This window comes from Sphingopyxis sp. TUF1, from assembly GCF_036687315.1.
GTDB classification, from domain to species: Bacteria; Pseudomonadota; Alphaproteobacteria; order Sphingomonadales; family Sphingomonadaceae; genus Sphingopyxis; species Sphingopyxis kveilinensis.
Window position 1 is genome coordinate 3015626 of the sequence record NZ_CP144683.1, and the last position, 15142, is coordinate 3030767.

Consider the following 15142-nt stretch of genomic DNA (forward strand, 5'->3'; position numbering starts at 1 on the left):
AATTGAGGTGACCTGAAACCATGACCGCGTCCGAGACGTTTTACTGAAAGCGTCGCGCCGCCTCCACCAATCGCTACATTCGCAAACGTTCCAATCAGACGTAGATTGCAATCGCCTGGCTCCCGCTCAGAATCGGCTCGCCCGCGCGGTTCCACAGCATCATGTCCTGCACCGACAGGCCGTGGCGCGCATAGCCGGTCCTTGCCGAGAGCAGCCACCAGCCGTCGTCGGTTGTCGGCGCGGCGGTCAGCATGTTGACCGTCCAGTTCATCGAGCTGATCGGTCCGAACTCGCTGAACAGCGCCATCGCGGCAGGGGGCAGCGCGTCGCCCATCGCCAGCAGTGCGACCGCGGGATGGCATACGGGTTCTTCGACGAAGCGCACCCAGGTCAGATATTCGCCGATCTCCTTTTTCCACGCAAAACGCGGCCCCGTTGTCGGGCGCATGTCGAAATGGCGCGTGAAGGCCGGGCGCGCGCGATGTTCGGGCACGGGCGCCAGCGTTTCGGGGTCGGGCGCGGCGGGCATCGCCAGCCGATCATGGTCGACATGGCTCGATCGGTCGGGCGAGAAGGCAAAGACTGCGGCGGTGCCGAATCCCATGTCGCTCGATACGCCGGCGTCGATAAACAGCGAGGATTTCGACTGGCGCAGCACGCGCGTTTCGACCGTGCAGTCGCCGCCCACGGGGCCGACGAAACTGATCTGCGCATAGCGGAGCGGCACGTCGGTCGGGTGGAGCGTCATCGTGCCCGCGAGCGCGACCGCCGAGCTGATTCCGCCATAGGCGGTGCGGCCCTGCATCCAGCCGTCGTCGATATGCGCCTTGGCCGCGCCGTCTTCGGTGCGCAGCGTCGAAAGCAGCGCGTCGAGCGCGCTGGGAGAGGTTTCAGCGGTCATTGGGCTCTGTTCTCTTCATTCGATCCAGCAAATCCGCTCGCCCTGAGCTTGTCGAAGGGCCGTCCTCTTTTCTTCCGGCCCCGTGACGAAGAACGGTGCTTCGACAGGCTCAGCACAAACGGACGAGGGGTTAGCTTTCGATCTGAAAGGTCAGGCCGGCATTGGCGGTCAGCCGGCCGATCAGCGCCTGACCAAGTAGCGCGCCCGGCGTCCACACGCCGCCTGCGCCCTTGTTTTCGAGCAACGCCATGCCCGTTTCGGCGAGCATCTTCGACGTCGAGCCGTAGCCGGGGTCGCGGTCGCCCTGAATGCTCGCGCGCACCGTCGTCCCGTCCGGATATTCGCCGATGAAGAGGATGTCGTAGAAGCCGTTTTCGCGCTCCTCCTTGCTAGGGCCCTCACCGGGCTGCAACTTGGAATCGCCGAACGGGTTGGCCTTGGCCATGGCTTCGGCCATCGCCTTGCCGGCATCGCCGATCGTCGTCATCACCATCTCGTCATAGACGAGGTCGGCGCCCCATTGGTGGCCGAGCAGGAAATTGGTGCGATGGACGTTCTTGGTGTTGATCGGCGCCATGATGAAGGGGGCGGTCCAGGTGCCGGTGGCGCCGTCATATTCGGGGATCAGCCCGGTTGGTTGCGAGGGCCCCTCGAAGCCGGGGGTCAGCGCGAAGGAGGATTGGAGCAGCATCGCGAGCGAGGGCTTTTTGGCGACGGCTTTCAGCGTTTCGGTGAGGCTTGCGATCGTGCCGCCCGACGCACCGCCCGCCATCTTGCGCACGCGACCCTTGACGCGCGGCGCGGGCTTGCCGTGGCGGCGCACCGCTTCCGCCTGCAAAAACAGCACGCCAAGGTCGAACGGAATCGAATCGAAACCGCACGAAAAAGTGATCCGCGCGCCCGACATCTTTGCGGCGGCTTCGTGCGTGTCGATCATCTCGCGCATCCAGCCGGGCTCGCCGCACAGGTCGGCATAGGCGGTGCCGGCGCGGACGCAGGCGGCGACGAGGTCGCTGCCGTAAAGCTGATAGGGGCCGACGGTGGTGAGGATGACCGTGGCGCGCGCCGCCATCGCGTCGAGGCTCGCGGGATCGCTCGCGTCGGCGACGACCAGCGGCGTGTCGGCATCGGCGCCGATCAGGTCGCGCACCTCGGCGAGCTTGGCAAGGCTACGCCCCGCCATCGCCCATTTGGGGGCATCGGCGCGGCCGCGATAATGCTGCGCCAGATATTCGGCGACGAGGCGCCCGGTGAAACCCGTTGCGCCATAGACGATGATGTCGAACTCGCGGCTGGCCATGCTAGCCTCCCTTTACGTAAACGTAAGGAGAGGCTAGCGCAGCCTGCGCGCGATGCCAAGCGCCAAGCGTCAGCGGCGCCAGAAGGGCCGCTTCTTGACTACGACCGGCTCGCCGACAACGGCTTCGGCACGTCCTTCGGCTCGCGCAGCACGCACTTCAGCCGCGGTAGCGCGCAGCTGCGCGTCGCGGGCGGCGAGTTCGTCGCGGCGGCGCTGGCGCAGCGCATCATAGCTCCAGCGCGTGTGACCATATCCGAACAGGCAGAGGAGGCCACCGGCAATCGCCAGGTTCTTCATCGCCGCCATGGCCTGTACCGGGTCGGTGAATTCGCGGTGAAAGAACAGAATCGTTGCAAGCACGAAGCCCGCGAGCAGGACCGACCACAGCCGCACCGCGATGCCGAGTGCGATGCACACGCCGGCGATCAGTTCGAACAGGCCGGTCGGAATGGCCAGACCGGAAGGAAGGCCGGTGGCGGTGATCATCGCATCGGTATTATTGACGTGGATCAGCTTGTTGATCCCCGAAACGATAAAAATCAGCGAGATGAAAAGGCGCCCGATAAAGACCGCGATCATCGACATGCGTCGTCCTCCAAACGATGCCCCCGCCGCTTGTGCAAAGAGGACGCTTGGGAGGACGACTGGTTCCTGACGGTGCCCCGACGACCGGTTACAGCTTGGGCAGCGTAACGCCCTTTTGCCCCATATATTTGCCCGCGCGGTCGGCGTAGCTCGTCTCGCAGGGCTCATTGCCTTGCAGGAACAGGAACTGGCACGCGCCTTCGTTGGCGTAAATCTTGGCGGGCAGGGGGGTGGTGTTGGAAAACTCCAGCGTCACATGGCCCTCCCAGCCCGGTTCGAGCGGGGTGACGTTCACGATGATACCGCAGCGTGCATACGTCGATTTGCCGAGGCAGATCACGAGCACGTCGCGCGGGATGCGGAAATATTCGACGGTTCGGGCGAGCGCAAAGCTGTTCGGGGGGATGATGCAGACGTCCGTTTCGCGGTCCACGAAATTCTTCGGATCGAAATCCTTGGGATCGACGATCGTGCTGTCGACATTGGTGAAAATCTTGAACTCCGGCGCGACACGCGCGTCATAGCCATAGGATGACAGGCCATAGCTGATGCAGCCGTCGCGCCGCTGCGCCTCGACGAAAGGCTCGATCATACCCTGCGTTTGGGCGGCTTCGCGAATCCAGCGGTCGGAAAGAATGGCCATGCTTGTCTCTTGTCGGGATGGCGGGCGTTGCGCAAGCGGTCAGTCTGGAATGAGGCCGAGGTCCTTGGGACCAAAGGCGGCGGGCAGCAACTGGCTGAGCCGGTAGGTTCTGACCGTCTCTCCGTCGCCCGAAGCGCAATGGACCAGGATATCGACCTTCGACCGCTCGGCGGCTTCGTTCAATATCTGGCGGCAGCGTCCGCACGGATTGACGGGGGCGGCGCCCAGCAATTCGTCGCCATGGGGACGCCCGCCGACGATCGCGACCTCGGCCAGTTCGCCGATCCAACCTTCGTTCGCGATCTTCGCCACCGCGGCGGTTTCGGCGCAGAGCGTCAGGCCGTAGCTTGCATTTTCGACATTGGCGCCGGTCACGACGTCGCCGTTCTTGAGCAGCAGCGCGGCGCCGACGTGAAAACCCGAATAAGGGGCGTAAGCGCGGCTCGCGGCGTCGCGCGCCGCGTCGATCAGCGCGTCGCGGGTCGGTTCGGTCATCGCATCTCTCCTCGTGCGCGCAGCGCATTCCAGCCGACGGTGCCTTCGGCGCCCGACAGGCGGACATAATCGTTCGCTTGCCACATCGCCCACGGGTGCGCGCCGTAATCGGGCTCAAAGAAATCGCGCCGCAGCCAGGTCGTGCGCGCGATGCCGCGTGTCACCTGATAATCAGCCTCGAAGGCAGGGCCCGGCGCGATCACGCTTCGCTTGCCCATATGCGCCTCGATCTGCGCGAGGAAAGTCGCGAGTTCGGACAAGAGCAGCGCGCGCGTCGGCCGGTCGGGGCAGTGGTCGTCATAGTCGAGCCAGACGACCGCCGGCAGCAAATCGGCGCGGCGCGGGACGTGGCGGATAAAATTCGCGGCCTGATCGGTCGCGAGGCGGCAAAGGCTGTAGCGGTGGACAGCGCCCGCCTGCACCCCGGCGTCGCGCGCGCCCATGAGATTGCGTGCAAATTTCGCGTCGATGCCCGCCGCGCCATTGGTCGCGGCAATATAGGCGAAATCGGCGCCCGCAGCCTTGATCGATCCCCAATGGACATCGCCATTGCCCGCGTCGATCGTCACACCCTGCACCGGATAGATGGCGCGGTCGGGCGTCCAGCGCGCGGCCCACCACAGCGCGATACCCGCGGCAAGGAGCAGCAGCACGACGCTGGCACCGATGCGGCGCAGGAAGCGCGCGATCGCACCGCGCCAGTCGCCGCCGCTCCTTGTTCCATGTCCACCCCTGATTGCCCCCGCCTTCATCGTCAGCCCTTGATATGCAGCACGCAGATCAGCGTGAACAGCCGCCGTGCGGTGTCGAAATCGACCGCAATCTTGCCGTCGAGCCGATCCATCAACATCTCGGCTGCTTCGTTATGCAGCGCGCGGCGCGCCATATCGACGGTCTCGATCTGCTGCGCGGTCGAGGTCTTGATCGCCTGATAATAAGAGTCGCAGATCGCAAAATAGTCGCGGATCGGGCGACGGAAGCGGCCGAGGCCGAGGATGATTGCCTCGAGCGGAGAGCCATCTTCGCGTGATATTTCAAAGATCAGGCGGCCGTCCTCGACACGCAGTTTCAACCGGTACGGCCCGGCGTAGCTGTCGGCATGGCCGCGCTGCGGGACGAACTTGTTGTCTTCAATAAGGTCGAAGATCGCGACGCGCCGCTCCTGCTCGACATCCGGATTGCGCCAGACGATCGAGCCTTCGTCGAGCTCGACTGAAATGATGCGCTGCTTGGAAGGATCGGCGTCGGACATGTGACCGTGCTTCTACCTGCCGTGCGGCGAAGGGCAAGGGGGGCGACTTATTCACAGCATTCCACAGTTATGATATGCCTGCCGACATCGCCGGTTGCGCCGCCACCGCCACCGGCCCATGAAGGCCGTCATGCCCGAATTAGCCCTTATCCCCACCCCGGCAAGCACCGGGGATGAGCGTCAATTGCCCCGCAATATCGAGGCGGAGGCCGCGTTTTTGGGCGCGATCCTGATCGACAATCGAGTCGTCGAGGACCTTCCCGTTGCGCTGACCCCCGACCATTTCTTCGAGCCGCTGCACGGCCGCATCTTTCAGCAGACGATGGCGCTGATCGAGCGCAACAGCATCGCCACCCCGGTGACGCTGAAACCCTATTTCGAGGCCGACGAGGCGATGAAGGCGGTCGGCGGCGTCGGTTATCTGGCGCAGCTCACGGGCAGCGGTGCGGGCCTGATCGGCGCGCGCGACTTTGCGCGGCAGATTTTCGACCTCGCGCTGCTGCGCGAACTTGCCGGGGTAGGGCGGTCGCTCGTCGAGAACGCGCTTGATACCAGCGAACGCGTCGATCCGCAGGCTCAGATCGAGGAAGCCGAAACCGCGCTGTATCGCGTTGCGGGGGGCGAAGCCGAGATGGGGTCGGTCAAAAGCTTCAGCCAGGCGAGCCTCACCGCGCTGCAAGCGGCCGAGCGCGCCTTGAACTCGGGCGGCCATCTGTCGGGCATCACCACCGGCATCGCGAGCATGAATGCCAAGATCGGCGGGATGCATAACAGTGACTTGATGATCCTCGCGGGACGTCCCGGCATGGGCAAGACCTCGCTCGCCACCAACATCGCCTATAACGCCGCCGAACGCTGGCGCCGCGACGAAGAGGACGGAATCCCGCCCGAAAAGAATATGGGCGCCAAGGTCGCTTTCTTCAGCCTCGAAATGTCGGCCGACCAGCTGGCGACGCGCGTGCTTGCCGAACAGTCGGGGGTGTCGGGCGAGGCGCTGCGCATGGGCAAGATCAGCAAGGAGCAGTTCCAGCAGCTCTCACGCGCCGCGCAGACGCTCCAGACGCTGCCGCTCTATATCGACGATACGCCTGGGCTGACGATCGCCGGGCTGCGCACGCGCGCGCGGCGGCTGCAGCGACGCCACGGGATCGGTTTCATCATCGTCGACTATCTTCAGCTCTTGCAGGGTTCGTCGAAAAGCGGCGACAACCGCGTGCAGGAAATTTCGGAAATATCGCGCGGTTTGAAGACGTTGGCGAAGGAACTTAACGTTCCGGTGATGGCGCTGTCGCAGCTCAGCCGCCAGGTCGAAAGCCGCGAGGACAAGCGGCCGCAGCTCTCCGACCTGCGCGAATCGGGCTCGATCGAACAGGATGCCGACATGGTGCTGTTCGTGTTCCGTGAGGATTATTATGTCGCCGCTCGCGAACCCAAGCGCCCGATCGAGGGCGATGACGTCAAGATCCACGCGCAGCACGAGGAATGGGCGGCTGAAATGGAGCGCGTTTTCGGCCTTGCCGAAGTCATCGTCGCCAAATCGCGCCATGGCTCGACCGGCAAGATCCGCCTGCACTTCGAGGCGAAGACAACGAAATTTAGCGACTTAGCCGACGATAGTCAGGCGTATGAGGATTATGAGTAGGCTGGCAGAATAATCGTCATCCCAGCGAAAGCTGGGATTGTTAGCGGCGGTTTTGTAACCGTAGCGGCCCCAGCTTTCGCTGGGGCGACGGGTTTGGCTAGATTGACGTGTCGGCCAGATCGCTCCAATCTGGATTGCTTGCTTCGATCAACTCGATTTTCCATTGTCGTTTCCAAGCCTTCATCGCTTTCTCGCGTGCGATTGCTTCTTCGATCGTCGGATATTCCTCGGCGAGGACAAGCATGGTTAGTCCGTATTTTCGGCAGAAGGCCGATCCTCGTCCCGTTCTGTGTTGAAAAATGCGTGCTGCAATGTCGGCCGTGACTCCAATGTAGAGTACGCCGCCGCGCTTGTTGGTCATGATATAGACATATCCGCCCCGGCCCATGCCAACAGCCTAGCGCAAGGTGGCCAGCGATCCCAGCTTTCGCTGGGATGACGATTGATTAGAACGCCGGGTCGTTCGCTGGGTCATCGTCGATCGGCGTCACCACCACCTCGTGGATCCCGCATTCGGTCTTGTCCCACCCGCGCCAGCGGCCCGAGCGCGGGTCTTCGCCGGGCTTGACCTTCGACGTGCAGGGCGAGCAGCCGATCGACGGATAACCTTGCGCTTCCAGCGGATGCCGCGGCAAGTCGTGCTCGGCAAAATAGTCGTCGAGCATCGCGCGCGTCCAGTTGGCGAGCGGGTTGAATTTGAGGCGGCCGGTGGTGCCGTCGAGCTCGAAGCGCGGCAGGCCCTGCCGCGTCGCCGACTGAAAACCCTTGCGGCCGGTGATCGAGGTGTCGAAACTCGCCAGCGCCTTTTCGAGCGGCTTCACCTTGCGGATTTCGCAGCAGCCGTCGGGATCGTACGACCAACGCAGCTCGGTCGCGTCCTTTTTCGCCAGATCGTCGGGATCGGGAGTCAGATTGACGATGTTGAGCTTCAACCGCGTCGCCAGTTCGTCGCGATAGGCGAGCGTTTCGGGAAAATGCTTGCCTGTGTCGAGAAACAGCACCGGCATGTCGGGCGCAACTTGGGCGACGAGATGGAGCAGGACGGCGCTTTCGGCACCGAAGCTCGACACGATCGCGGTTTCGCCGAGCAGGCCCGCGCCGATCACGCTCGCGACGACCTCGGCGGCGTCCTGGCCGCGGAAAAGGTTGTTGAGGCGGATGACGTCGGCGTCGGTGAAACGCGGCGCGACGTCGATGCGGTCGCGCTTTCTATCATTTGCCTCTCCGTTCGTGCCGAGCGAAGTCGAGACACCGTGAAGGCGCGGGTCGTCGATGGGCATCTCGACGTCGCTCGATGCGAACGGAAATTTGGGATCATGGTCAGCCATGACGTAATTTCCATATCGGCACCGCGCCGTCGGCCGCGGTCTGATAATGTTCGGGCCAGCGCGACAGCGCGGCCTCGACATCGGCGGGATTGAGCGATTTTTCGGGCGCAAAGCTGTCGAAACCGCAGCGCTTCATATAGGCGATCTGGTCAACGAGGACGTCGCCCTGCGCGCGCAGTTCGCCCGTGAAACCGGCCTCGCGAAGAATACGCGCCGACGAATAGCCGCGACCATCGCGGAACTTCGGGAAAGCGACCTCGATCAGCTTGAGCCGGTCGAGAAAAGGGATGAGCGCGCGCGCGTCCTCATCGGATTCGAGCCGCACAGCGGTCGCGTTCGACTGTTCGAGGAAGGCGTCGAGCGTGACGCAGGGTTCTTCGCCGTCCGAGTGAATATGTTCGACCATCTCTATTCTCCGTTCGTGTCGAGCGAAGTCGAGACACCGTGAAGGCGCGCACGACCGATGGGCATCTCGACTTCGCTCGATGCGAACGGAATTTTTGACGAGCAGTTACCCATAAATCGCTTCCTTGAACGGAGCCATGCCGACGCGGCGATAGGTGTCGACGAAGCGTTCGCCGTCGGTGCGCGTCGCAAGATATTTGTCGGTGACGCGCTCGATCGCATCGACGATGCCGTCCTCGTCAAAGCCGGGGCCGGTGATCGTGCCGAGGCTGACGTCCTCCGCGCCCGATCCGCCGAGCAAAAGCTGGTAATTTTCAGTGCCTTTGCGATCGACGCCAAGGATGCCAATATGGCCGGCGTGGTGGTGACCGCAGGCGTTGATGCAACCCGAAATCTTGAGCTTGAGTTCGCCCAGTTCCTTCTGACGGCCGAGATCCGAGAAGCGCCTCGCGATCTTTTGCGCGACCGGTATCGAGCGCGCATTGGCGAGGCTGCAATAATCGAGCCCCGGACAGGCGATGATGTCGCTGATCAGGTCGAGGTTCGGTGTCGCAAGCCCCGCGGCGTCGAGTGCCTGCCACACCGCGTAAAGATCGGCCTTGCGGACGTGCGGCAAGACGATGTTCTGCGCGTGCGTAACGCGCAGTTCGTCATGGCTATATTGCTCGGCAAGGTCGGCCATCAGGTCGATCTGCGCCGAGCTGGCGTCGCCGGGGATGCCGCCGACGGGTTTCAGGCTGATGTTGACGATCGCATGGCCCGGCACCTTGTGCGCGGCGACATTCTGGTCGAGCCAGACCGCGAAATCGGGATCGCTGCGGTCGATGTCGTCGGGCACCGACCCGTCGAGCGGCGGAGGCGCGAACTGCGCGGCGATGCGGTCGAACTCGGCCTTCGGCGGGTCGATGCCGAGCGACTTCACATGCGCAAACTCTTCCTCGACCTGGCGGCGATATTCGTCGGCGCCAAGCTCGTGGATCAGGATCTTGATCCGCGCCTTGTAAATATTGTCGCGGCGGCCGTAGCGATTGTACACGCGCAGGCACGCCTCGGCGTAGCTCAAGAGATCGTCGAGCGGCACGAAATCCTTGATCAGCGGCGCGATCATCGGCGTGCGACCCATGCCGCCGCCCACGTAAAAGGCGGCGCCGTGCTGTCCATCCTTTTCAACGATCTGGATGCCGATGTCGTGGAGGCGCATCGCGGCGCGATCCTCGTCGGCGGCAATCACGGCGATTTTAAATTTGCGCGGCAAATAGCTGAATTCGGGGTGAAAGCTCGACCATTGGCGCAGCAGTTCGGCCCACGGCCGCGGATCGGTGATCTCGTCGGCGGCGGCGCCCGCCCATTGGTCCGAGCTGATGTTGCGGATGCAATTGCCGCTTGTCTGGATCGCGTGCATTTCGACCGAAGCCAGATCCTCGAGGATGGCTGGTGCATCTTCCAGCTTGATCCAGTTATACTGGATATTCTGACGCGTCGTGAAATGGCCGTAGTCGCGGTCATATTTGCGCGCGATATGCGCGAGCATCCGCATCTGACGGCTGTCGAGCGTGCCGTAGGGCACCGCGACGCGCAGCATATAGGCGTGAAGCTGAAGATAGAGGCCGTTCATAAGGCGCAGCGGCTTGAACTGGTCCTCGGTGATTTCGCCCGCGAGGCGGCGGCGCACCTGATCCGAAAATTCGGCGACGCGCGCCGCGACCATCGCATGGTCATATTCGTCATATTTATACATGTCAGATCACCCAGTCGCCGGCCGCGGGATCGGCGGGTTTCAAAGTCAGGTCGGGGCGCACGGTGGGGCCGAGCGCGCGGATACGATCCTTGATATGCGCGGGGCGCGGGCCGTCGGGCGTCATCTCGCCCGCGATGATATAGGGGGCGTTAACCCGGCGCGCGCCCTCCTCGGCGGCAAGGATCGCCTCGCCATGCTCGCCGACATCGGCGGCGTCCTCGATATGCAGTGACCAGTCGCTGCCGGTCCACCAGGTGACAAATCCTGTTTTCAGGTCGTTACCCGTGAGCAGTTTCATGCAAAATTCCCCAATTTTTCGGCGACGCCAGGTGCGCCGAGGCAGTCGAGCGCATCGGCGCGCGCCGCGACCTTGCCGACGATGATCAGCGCCGGGCTTTGCACCTTTTCGCGCGCGACGAGGTCGCCGAGGTCGGCGAGCAGGGTGCGCAGGATGCGGGCATCCTTGGTTGTGCCGCGCTCGACCACCGCGGCGGGCAGATCGGGCGAAACGCCGTCGGCGATCAGCTTGTCGGCGATCGCGCTGGCGGTCGCGAGGCCCATATAGATAACGAGCGTGCGGCCATGGCCTGCAAGCCCCGACCAGTCCTGATCGGAAAGATCCTTGCACTGGCCCGCAACGAAGCTGACCGCGCTCGCGTCATCGCGGTGAGTGAGGGGGAGGCCCGCCTGCGCGGCGCAGCCCGCGGCCGCGGTGATGCCGGGGACGACCTCGACCGCAACGCCCGCGTCGCGCGCCGCATCGAGTTCCTCGCCGCCGCGGCCGAAGATGAAGGGGTCGCCGCCTTTCAGGCGCACGACCTGCTTTCCGGCCAGCGTTTCCTTGACGAGCAGCGCGTTGATCAGTTCCTGCTTCATCGTGTGACGGCTGCGCTGCTTGGCAACGCTGATCCGCTCAACATGCGGCGGGATCAGCGCAAGCACAGCTTCGCCGACGAGGCCGTCATGGACGACGAGATCGGCGCTTTGCAGCAGCCGTGCGGCGCGCAATGTCAGCAGGTCGGGATCACCGGGACCGGCGCCGACCAGCCAAAGCTTGCCCGCAGGAGGGAGAGTCTTTTCCATGCTGGAAACATGGTTTGCCCGCCTCAAAAGCGCAAAGCAGGCTTTGTTGGCGGGGGTGTAGGTAAAATTGCGCCGCCGTGTTCCACCGCAATGACGGGCCTTAGAGGTACTTCTTCGTCACCAGCTGTGATCCTTCGGGATCGCGCAACCCCACGCCGATCGAGGCCCGCATCGCGTCGCTTTCGGCGCTCGCGACCGGATAGGCGCAATAATCGGCGGCGTAAAAGGCGCTCGGGCGATGATTGCCCGACAGGCCGATGCCGCCAAAGGGGGCGGCCGACGAGGCGCCGTTGGTCGGGCGGTTCCAGTTGATTACCCCGGCGCGCGCATTGGCCCAGAACTGGTCGTAAAGTTGCGGCGTGCCGCCGACCAGCGCCGCCGACAGGCCGAATGCAGTATTGTTCGCCTCGGCAATCGCCGCCTCGAACGTCTCGACGCGGATCACCTGCATCAGCGGGCCGAACAGTTCGACGTCGGGGCGCTCCGTCATCGCGGTGACGTCGATGATGCCGGGGGTCAGGAATGGGCGATCAGCAACCGGGCGCGTCATGTGGCGGATAACCTGCCCGCCGTTCGACATCAGGATCAGAAAGCTTTCGGTGAGCGCGTCGGCCGCGTCATTGTCGATCACCGGGCCCATATAGGGCGCGGGGTCGGCGTGCGGATGATCGACGATTAGCCGGTTCGCAAGGTCGCGCACTTCGTCGATCAGTGCATCGGCGAGGCTGTCCCTGACGATCAGCCGCCGCGCGTTGCTGCATCGCTGCCCGGCGCTGAGGAACGCCGACTGGACGATGATGATCGCCGCAGTGCGAATGTCGGCGGTGTCCCACGCAACGATCGGGTTGTTGCCGCCCATTTCGAGCGCGAGCATCTTGCCCGGCTGCCCCGCGAACTGGCGGCTCAGGGCCAGCCCGGTGCGCGCCGATCCGGTGAAGAGCAGCCCGTCGATGCCGGGATGGCCGGCAAGCGCTTTGCCTGTATCCGGGCCGCCGATGACAAGGCGCAGCACTTCGGCCGGCACGCCCGCGCTGTGGAACAGTTCGACGAGCTTGGCGCCGACCGCCGGAGTTTTCTCGGACGGTTTGAAGACGACCGAATTGCCCGCGATCAGCGCGGGGACGATATGGCCGTTCGGCAAATGCGCCGGGAAATTATAGGGGCCGAGCACCGCGAGCGCGCCGTGCGGTTTGTGACGCACGGCGCTCCGCAGACCCATCGCGCCTTCGATGCGGCGATTGGGGGTGCGTTCGGCGTAAGCCTTGACCGAAATATCGACCTTGTTCGCGACCGATTCGACCTCGGTGCGCGCTTCCCAGAGCGGCTTGCCGGTCTCGCGCGCAATCAGGTCAGCGAGCGCGTCGCCCTCGGCTTTCACCCGATCGGCGAAACGGCGCAGCGTCTCGGTGCGAAAAGTGACGGGTTTTGCCGCCCATTCGGGCCAGGCGCGCCGCGCAATCTCGACCTCGGCGTCGACGTCGCTCACCGTGCCGCGCCAAAGCTGTTCGCCGGTGGCGGGTTCGAAGGAAAGCAGCTCTTCGCTCATGGTCGACCCGCTCTTATCGGCGAAAGCCGGCGGCGGCAACCGCGACGGGCGCTTTCGCGACGGATTGCTTGCACCTTGGGGCCGGGTTGGCGATAGACTTGCCGCGAATCCTGCGCGTCGTGGCGAGCGGGGCGAATATCCAAGGGGACGATCGATTCTGGCCAGACAGGACAGCCGCCGCGAATGGGCCGACCATTTTTGGTGGTCGCATGACGGCGTCCGGCTGCACGCACGCGTCTATGCCGGACCCGACGGAAGCGAGGACGCGCCGCCGATCCTGTGTATGCCCGGCCTTGCGCGCAACGCCCGCGATTTCGAGGAACTGGCCCCGCATCTGGCAAAGTGGCGGAAGATCATCGTGATCGAGTTTCGCGGCCGCGGCGAAAGCGCCTACGCCAAGGATGCGATGACCTACGTCCCGCTTACCTATGTGCAGGACGTCGTGGCCTTGCTCGACGATCTCGGCATCACGCGCTTTGCGACGATCGGCACCTCGCTCGGCGGGCTTGTGTCGATGCTGATGGCGGCGAGCCTGCCGGGGCGGATCGTCGGCGCGGTGCTCAACGACGTCGGGCCCGAGCTTCAGGCGGCGGGGCTCGAGCGCATCCGCGACTATATCGGCGCGGGGGGCAGCCAGCCGACGTGGATTCACGCCGCGCGCGCCTTTGCCGACCTAAACGGCGCCATTTATCCCGATTATGGGATTCACGACTGGCTGCGGCTGACCAAGCGCACGCACAAGCTGACCCCAGAAGGGCGGATCGTCACCGATTACGACAAGCAGATCGCGGCGCCGCTGCGCGTTCCCAACGGCGGCGACGCGGGCATCGACCTGTGGCCCGCCTATCGCGCGCTCGCGGATATGCCGCTGCTGATCCTGCGCGGCGCGCTGTCGGACATATTGGCGCGCAGTGCGGCGGAAAAAATGGCCGCCGAATTGCCCGGCGCGCGCTTCGTCGAAGTGCCGGGGGTCGGCCACGCGCCGACGATGGACGAACCCGAAGCGCGCGCGGCGATCGACGCGTGGGCGGCGGAACTACCGCAAGCGTGAGCGCCCGCGAGTCCCAGGCGCGCTGGCCGGTCCGCATCCTGCACCTCCATTCGAGCTTTTCGCTCGGCGGCAAGGAAGCGCGGGCGGTGCGGCTGATGAACCTGATGGGGGGTCGCGCGCGTCACACCATCCTGTCGGCCGTGCCGGAGGCACTTGGTGCCCGTGAGGCGATTGATCCCGCCATTGGTGTGGATTTTCCGCAGGATGCGCCGCCGCTGCACGGAAAACCATCGCTCGACCGCTATCGGATGCTGGCGCGATACATGGGCGGCTTCGACCTCGTGCTCAGCTATAATTGGGGGGCGATGGACGGGGTGATGGCGCACCGCATATTCTCACGCCGCAATCGTCTGCCGCCGCTGATCCATCATGAGGACGGCTTCAACGAGGATGAAAGCGTCCGTCGCAACTGGAAACGCAACATGTTCCGGCGCCTTGCGCTGCCAACCGCCCAGGCGCTGGTGGTGCCGTCAACGCTGCTCGAACGGATCGCGGCGGATGAATGGCGCGCGGGCGAACGGGCGGTGATCCGCAACGGGATCGACACCGCCTCCTATCAGGCCCCGCCATCGGTTGCGATTCCGGGGCTGCAGCGGCGGCCGGGCGAGGTGGTGATCGGTACCGTCGCCGGGCTGCGCAAGGTCAAGGATCTGCCCCGGCTGGTGCGCGCGGTGGCGACGCTGCCCTCCAATGTCCGGCTGGCGATCGTCGGCGAGGGGCCGGAGCGTGATGCCATTAAGGCCCAAGCCGCGGCGTGCGGCCTGGCCGATCGCCTCGTCATGCCTGGCTTCATGGCCAAACCCGCGCGCTGGATCGGGCATTTCGACCTGCTGGCGCTTTCGTCGCTCAGCGAGCAGGCGCCGATTGCGGTGATCGAGGCGATGGCCGCAGGCTTGCCGGTGGTCAGCCCCGACGTCGGCGACGTCGCCGCGATGGTTTCGGAGGCGAACCGGCCATACGTCGCCGCCGACGAGGCAGGTTTCCGCGCAGCGCTTACGCAACTGTGCGAACAAGCGTCGCTGCGCGCGGATGTGGGCGCGGCCAACCGGCGCGCCGCGGCGGCGCGGTTCGACGAATCCGATATGGTCGGCGCTTACGAAAAGCTCTATGCTCGCGCCCTTCAAGGTTATGGGCCGTTCAGCGGCGGATGGGTCGGCGTCGATTGACAAGCGG

General features: G+C 64.5%; 17 protein-coding genes. 3 read left to right on the top strand and 14 right to left on the bottom strand.

Annotated features, from left to right (window positions below; genetic code table 11):
* Positions 1 to 94: 94 nt before the first annotated feature.
* The 7 genes from VSX77_RS14165 to VSX77_RS14195 all read right to left on the bottom strand — a co-directional run bounded on the left by VSX77_RS14165 (position 95) and on the right by VSX77_RS14195 (position 5176).
* On the bottom strand, positions 95 to 901 hold the full coding sequence (locus tag VSX77_RS14165; protein WP_338425250.1) for an acyl-CoA thioesterase: 807 nt from the start codon (positions 899 to 901) through the stop codon (positions 95 to 97).
* A gap of 130 nt (positions 902 to 1031) precedes the next feature.
* The gene (locus VSX77_RS14170) at positions 1032 to 2201 is read right to left on the bottom strand and encodes a saccharopine dehydrogenase family protein (RefSeq protein ID WP_338425251.1); all 1170 of its coding nucleotides are present in this window, start codon (positions 2199 to 2201) and stop codon (positions 1032 to 1034) included.
* Positions 2202 to 2270: 69 nt separating this feature from the next.
* Complete coding sequence (locus VSX77_RS14175; protein WP_338425252.1) at positions 2271 to 2786, bottom strand: DoxX family protein; 516 nt, start codon at positions 2784 to 2786, stop codon at positions 2271 to 2273.
* A gap of 88 nt (positions 2787 to 2874) precedes the next feature.
* On the bottom strand, positions 2875 to 3429 hold the full coding sequence (gene dcd, locus VSX77_RS14180; RefSeq protein WP_093512738.1) for a dCTP deaminase: 555 nt from the start codon (positions 3427 to 3429) through the stop codon (positions 2875 to 2877).
* 39 nt (positions 3430 to 3468) lie between these two features.
* Complete coding sequence (locus tag VSX77_RS14185) at positions 3469 to 3924, bottom strand: cytidine deaminase (RefSeq protein ID WP_338425253.1); 456 nt, start codon at positions 3922 to 3924, stop codon at positions 3469 to 3471.
* Entirely contained in the window at positions 3921 to 4676 is a 756-nt protein-coding gene (locus VSX77_RS14190; protein WP_338425254.1) for a GH25 family lysozyme, read from the bottom strand. Before VSX77_RS14190 ends, VSX77_RS14185 begins: the two co-directional genes overlap by 4 nt.
* Before the next feature lie 2 nt (positions 4677 to 4678).
* On the bottom strand, positions 4679 to 5176 hold the full coding sequence (locus VSX77_RS14195; protein ID WP_338425255.1) for a UPF0262 family protein: 498 nt from the start codon (positions 5174 to 5176) through the stop codon (positions 4679 to 4681).
* A gap of 130 nt (positions 5177 to 5306) precedes the next feature.
* On the opposite strand from VSX77_RS14195, the gene VSX77_RS14200 reads away from it, so the two are divergent.
* A complete protein-coding gene (locus VSX77_RS14200; RefSeq protein ID WP_338425256.1) occupies positions 5307 to 6818 on the top strand; it encodes a replicative DNA helicase in 1512 nt (503 codons plus the stop codon).
* Between the two features lie 97 nt (positions 6819 to 6915).
* Here VSX77_RS14200 and VSX77_RS14205 read toward each other — a convergent pair whose 3' ends face one another.
* The 7 genes from VSX77_RS14205 to astD form a co-directional block, all read right to left on the bottom strand.
* The gene (locus VSX77_RS14205; protein WP_338425257.1) at positions 6916 to 7206 is read right to left on the bottom strand and encodes a GIY-YIG nuclease family protein; all 291 of its coding nucleotides are present in this window, start codon (positions 7204 to 7206) and stop codon (positions 6916 to 6918) included.
* 58 nt (positions 7207 to 7264) lie between these two features.
* Positions 7265 to 8098 (bottom strand): phosphoadenylyl-sulfate reductase, encoded by an 834-nt coding sequence (locus VSX77_RS14210; RefSeq protein ID WP_338427278.1) that lies wholly within the window; start codon positions 8096 to 8098, stop codon positions 7265 to 7267.
* Between the two features lie 40 nt (positions 8099 to 8138).
* A complete protein-coding gene (locus VSX77_RS14215) occupies positions 8139 to 8552 on the bottom strand; it encodes a DUF934 domain-containing protein (protein ID WP_338425258.1) in 414 nt (137 codons plus the stop codon).
* Positions 8553 to 8657: 105 nt separating this feature from the next.
* Positions 8658 to 10289: a nitrite/sulfite reductase gene (locus VSX77_RS14220; RefSeq protein ID WP_338425259.1), complete on the bottom strand. Its 1632-nt coding sequence runs from the start codon at positions 10287 to 10289 to the stop codon at positions 8658 to 8660.
* Between the two features lies 1 nt (position 10290).
* Positions 10291 to 10587: a DUF2849 domain-containing protein gene (locus VSX77_RS14225; protein WP_338425260.1), complete on the bottom strand. Its 297-nt coding sequence runs from the start codon at positions 10585 to 10587 to the stop codon at positions 10291 to 10293.
* A complete protein-coding gene (cobA, locus tag VSX77_RS14230; protein WP_338425262.1) occupies positions 10584 to 11372 on the bottom strand; it encodes a uroporphyrinogen-III C-methyltransferase in 789 nt (262 codons plus the stop codon). Before cobA ends, VSX77_RS14225 begins: the two co-directional genes overlap by 4 nt.
* Before the next feature lie 100 nt (positions 11373 to 11472).
* The gene (gene astD / locus VSX77_RS14235; protein WP_338425264.1) at positions 11473 to 12918 is read right to left on the bottom strand and encodes a succinylglutamate-semialdehyde dehydrogenase; all 1446 of its coding nucleotides are present in this window, start codon (positions 12916 to 12918) and stop codon (positions 11473 to 11475) included.
* 157 nt (positions 12919 to 13075) lie between these two features.
* Here astD and VSX77_RS14240 point away from each other — a divergent pair, with 157 nt between their 5' ends.
* Positions 13076 to 13969, top strand: a complete 894-nt coding sequence (locus VSX77_RS14240; RefSeq protein ID WP_338427279.1) for an alpha/beta fold hydrolase — start codon at positions 13076 to 13078, stop codon at positions 13967 to 13969.
* Positions 13966 to 15135: a glycosyltransferase gene (locus VSX77_RS14245; protein WP_338425265.1), complete on the top strand. Its 1170-nt coding sequence runs from the start codon at positions 13966 to 13968 to the stop codon at positions 15133 to 15135. The genes VSX77_RS14240 and VSX77_RS14245 overlap by 4 nt, the downstream gene beginning before the upstream one ends.
* The last annotated feature ends 7 nt before the right edge of the window (positions 15136 to 15142 follow it).

What these genes read in the sequence shown, in the direction of transcription:
- VSX77_RS14165 (WP_338425250.1), bottom strand. Translation starts at nt 901, where the DNA reads ATGACCGCTGAAACCTCTCCCAGCGCGCTCGACGCGCTGCTTTCGACG.
- VSX77_RS14170 (WP_338425251.1), bottom strand. Translation starts at nt 2,201, where the DNA reads ATGGCCAGCCGCGAGTTCGACATCATCGTCTATGGCGCAACGGGTTTC.
- VSX77_RS14175 (WP_338425252.1), bottom strand. Translation starts at nt 2,786, where the DNA reads ATGTCGATGATCGCGGTCTTTATCGGGCGCCTTTTCATCTCGCTGATT.
- dcd (WP_093512738.1), bottom strand. Translation starts at nt 3,429, where the DNA reads ATGGCCATTCTTTCCGACCGCTGGATTCGCGAAGCCGCCCAAACGCAG.
- VSX77_RS14185 (WP_338425253.1), bottom strand. Translation starts at nt 3,924, where the DNA reads ATGACCGAACCGACCCGCGACGCGCTGATCGACGCGGCGCGCGACGCC.
- VSX77_RS14190 (WP_338425254.1), bottom strand. Translation starts at nt 4,676, where the DNA reads ATGAAGGCGGGGGCAATCAGGGGTGGACATGGAACAAGGAGCGGCGGC.
- VSX77_RS14195 (WP_338425255.1), bottom strand. Translation starts at nt 5,176, where the DNA reads ATGTCCGACGCCGATCCTTCCAAGCAGCGCATCATTTCAGTCGAGCTC.
- VSX77_RS14200 (WP_338425256.1), top strand. Translation starts at nt 5,307, where the DNA reads ATGCCCGAATTAGCCCTTATCCCCACCCCGGCAAGCACCGGGGATGAG.
- VSX77_RS14205 (WP_338425257.1), bottom strand. Translation starts at nt 7,206, where the DNA reads ATGGGCCGGGGCGGATATGTCTATATCATGACCAACAAGCGCGGCGGC.
- VSX77_RS14210 (WP_338427278.1), bottom strand. Translation starts at nt 8,098, where the DNA reads ATGCCCATCGACGACCCGCGCCTTCACGGTGTCTCGACTTCGCTCGGC.
- VSX77_RS14215 (WP_338425258.1), bottom strand. Translation starts at nt 8,552, where the DNA reads ATGGTCGAACATATTCACTCGGACGGCGAAGAACCCTGCGTCACGCTC.
- VSX77_RS14220 (WP_338425259.1), bottom strand. Translation starts at nt 10,289, where the DNA reads ATGTATAAATATGACGAATATGACCATGCGATGGTCGCGGCGCGCGTC.
- VSX77_RS14225 (WP_338425260.1), bottom strand. Translation starts at nt 10,587, where the DNA reads ATGAAACTGCTCACGGGTAACGACCTGAAAACAGGATTTGTCACCTGG.
- cobA (WP_338425262.1), bottom strand. Translation starts at nt 11,372, where the DNA reads ATGGAAAAGACTCTCCCTCCTGCGGGCAAGCTTTGGCTGGTCGGCGCC.
- astD (WP_338425264.1), bottom strand. Translation starts at nt 12,918, where the DNA reads ATGAGCGAAGAGCTGCTTTCCTTCGAACCCGCCACCGGCGAACAGCTT.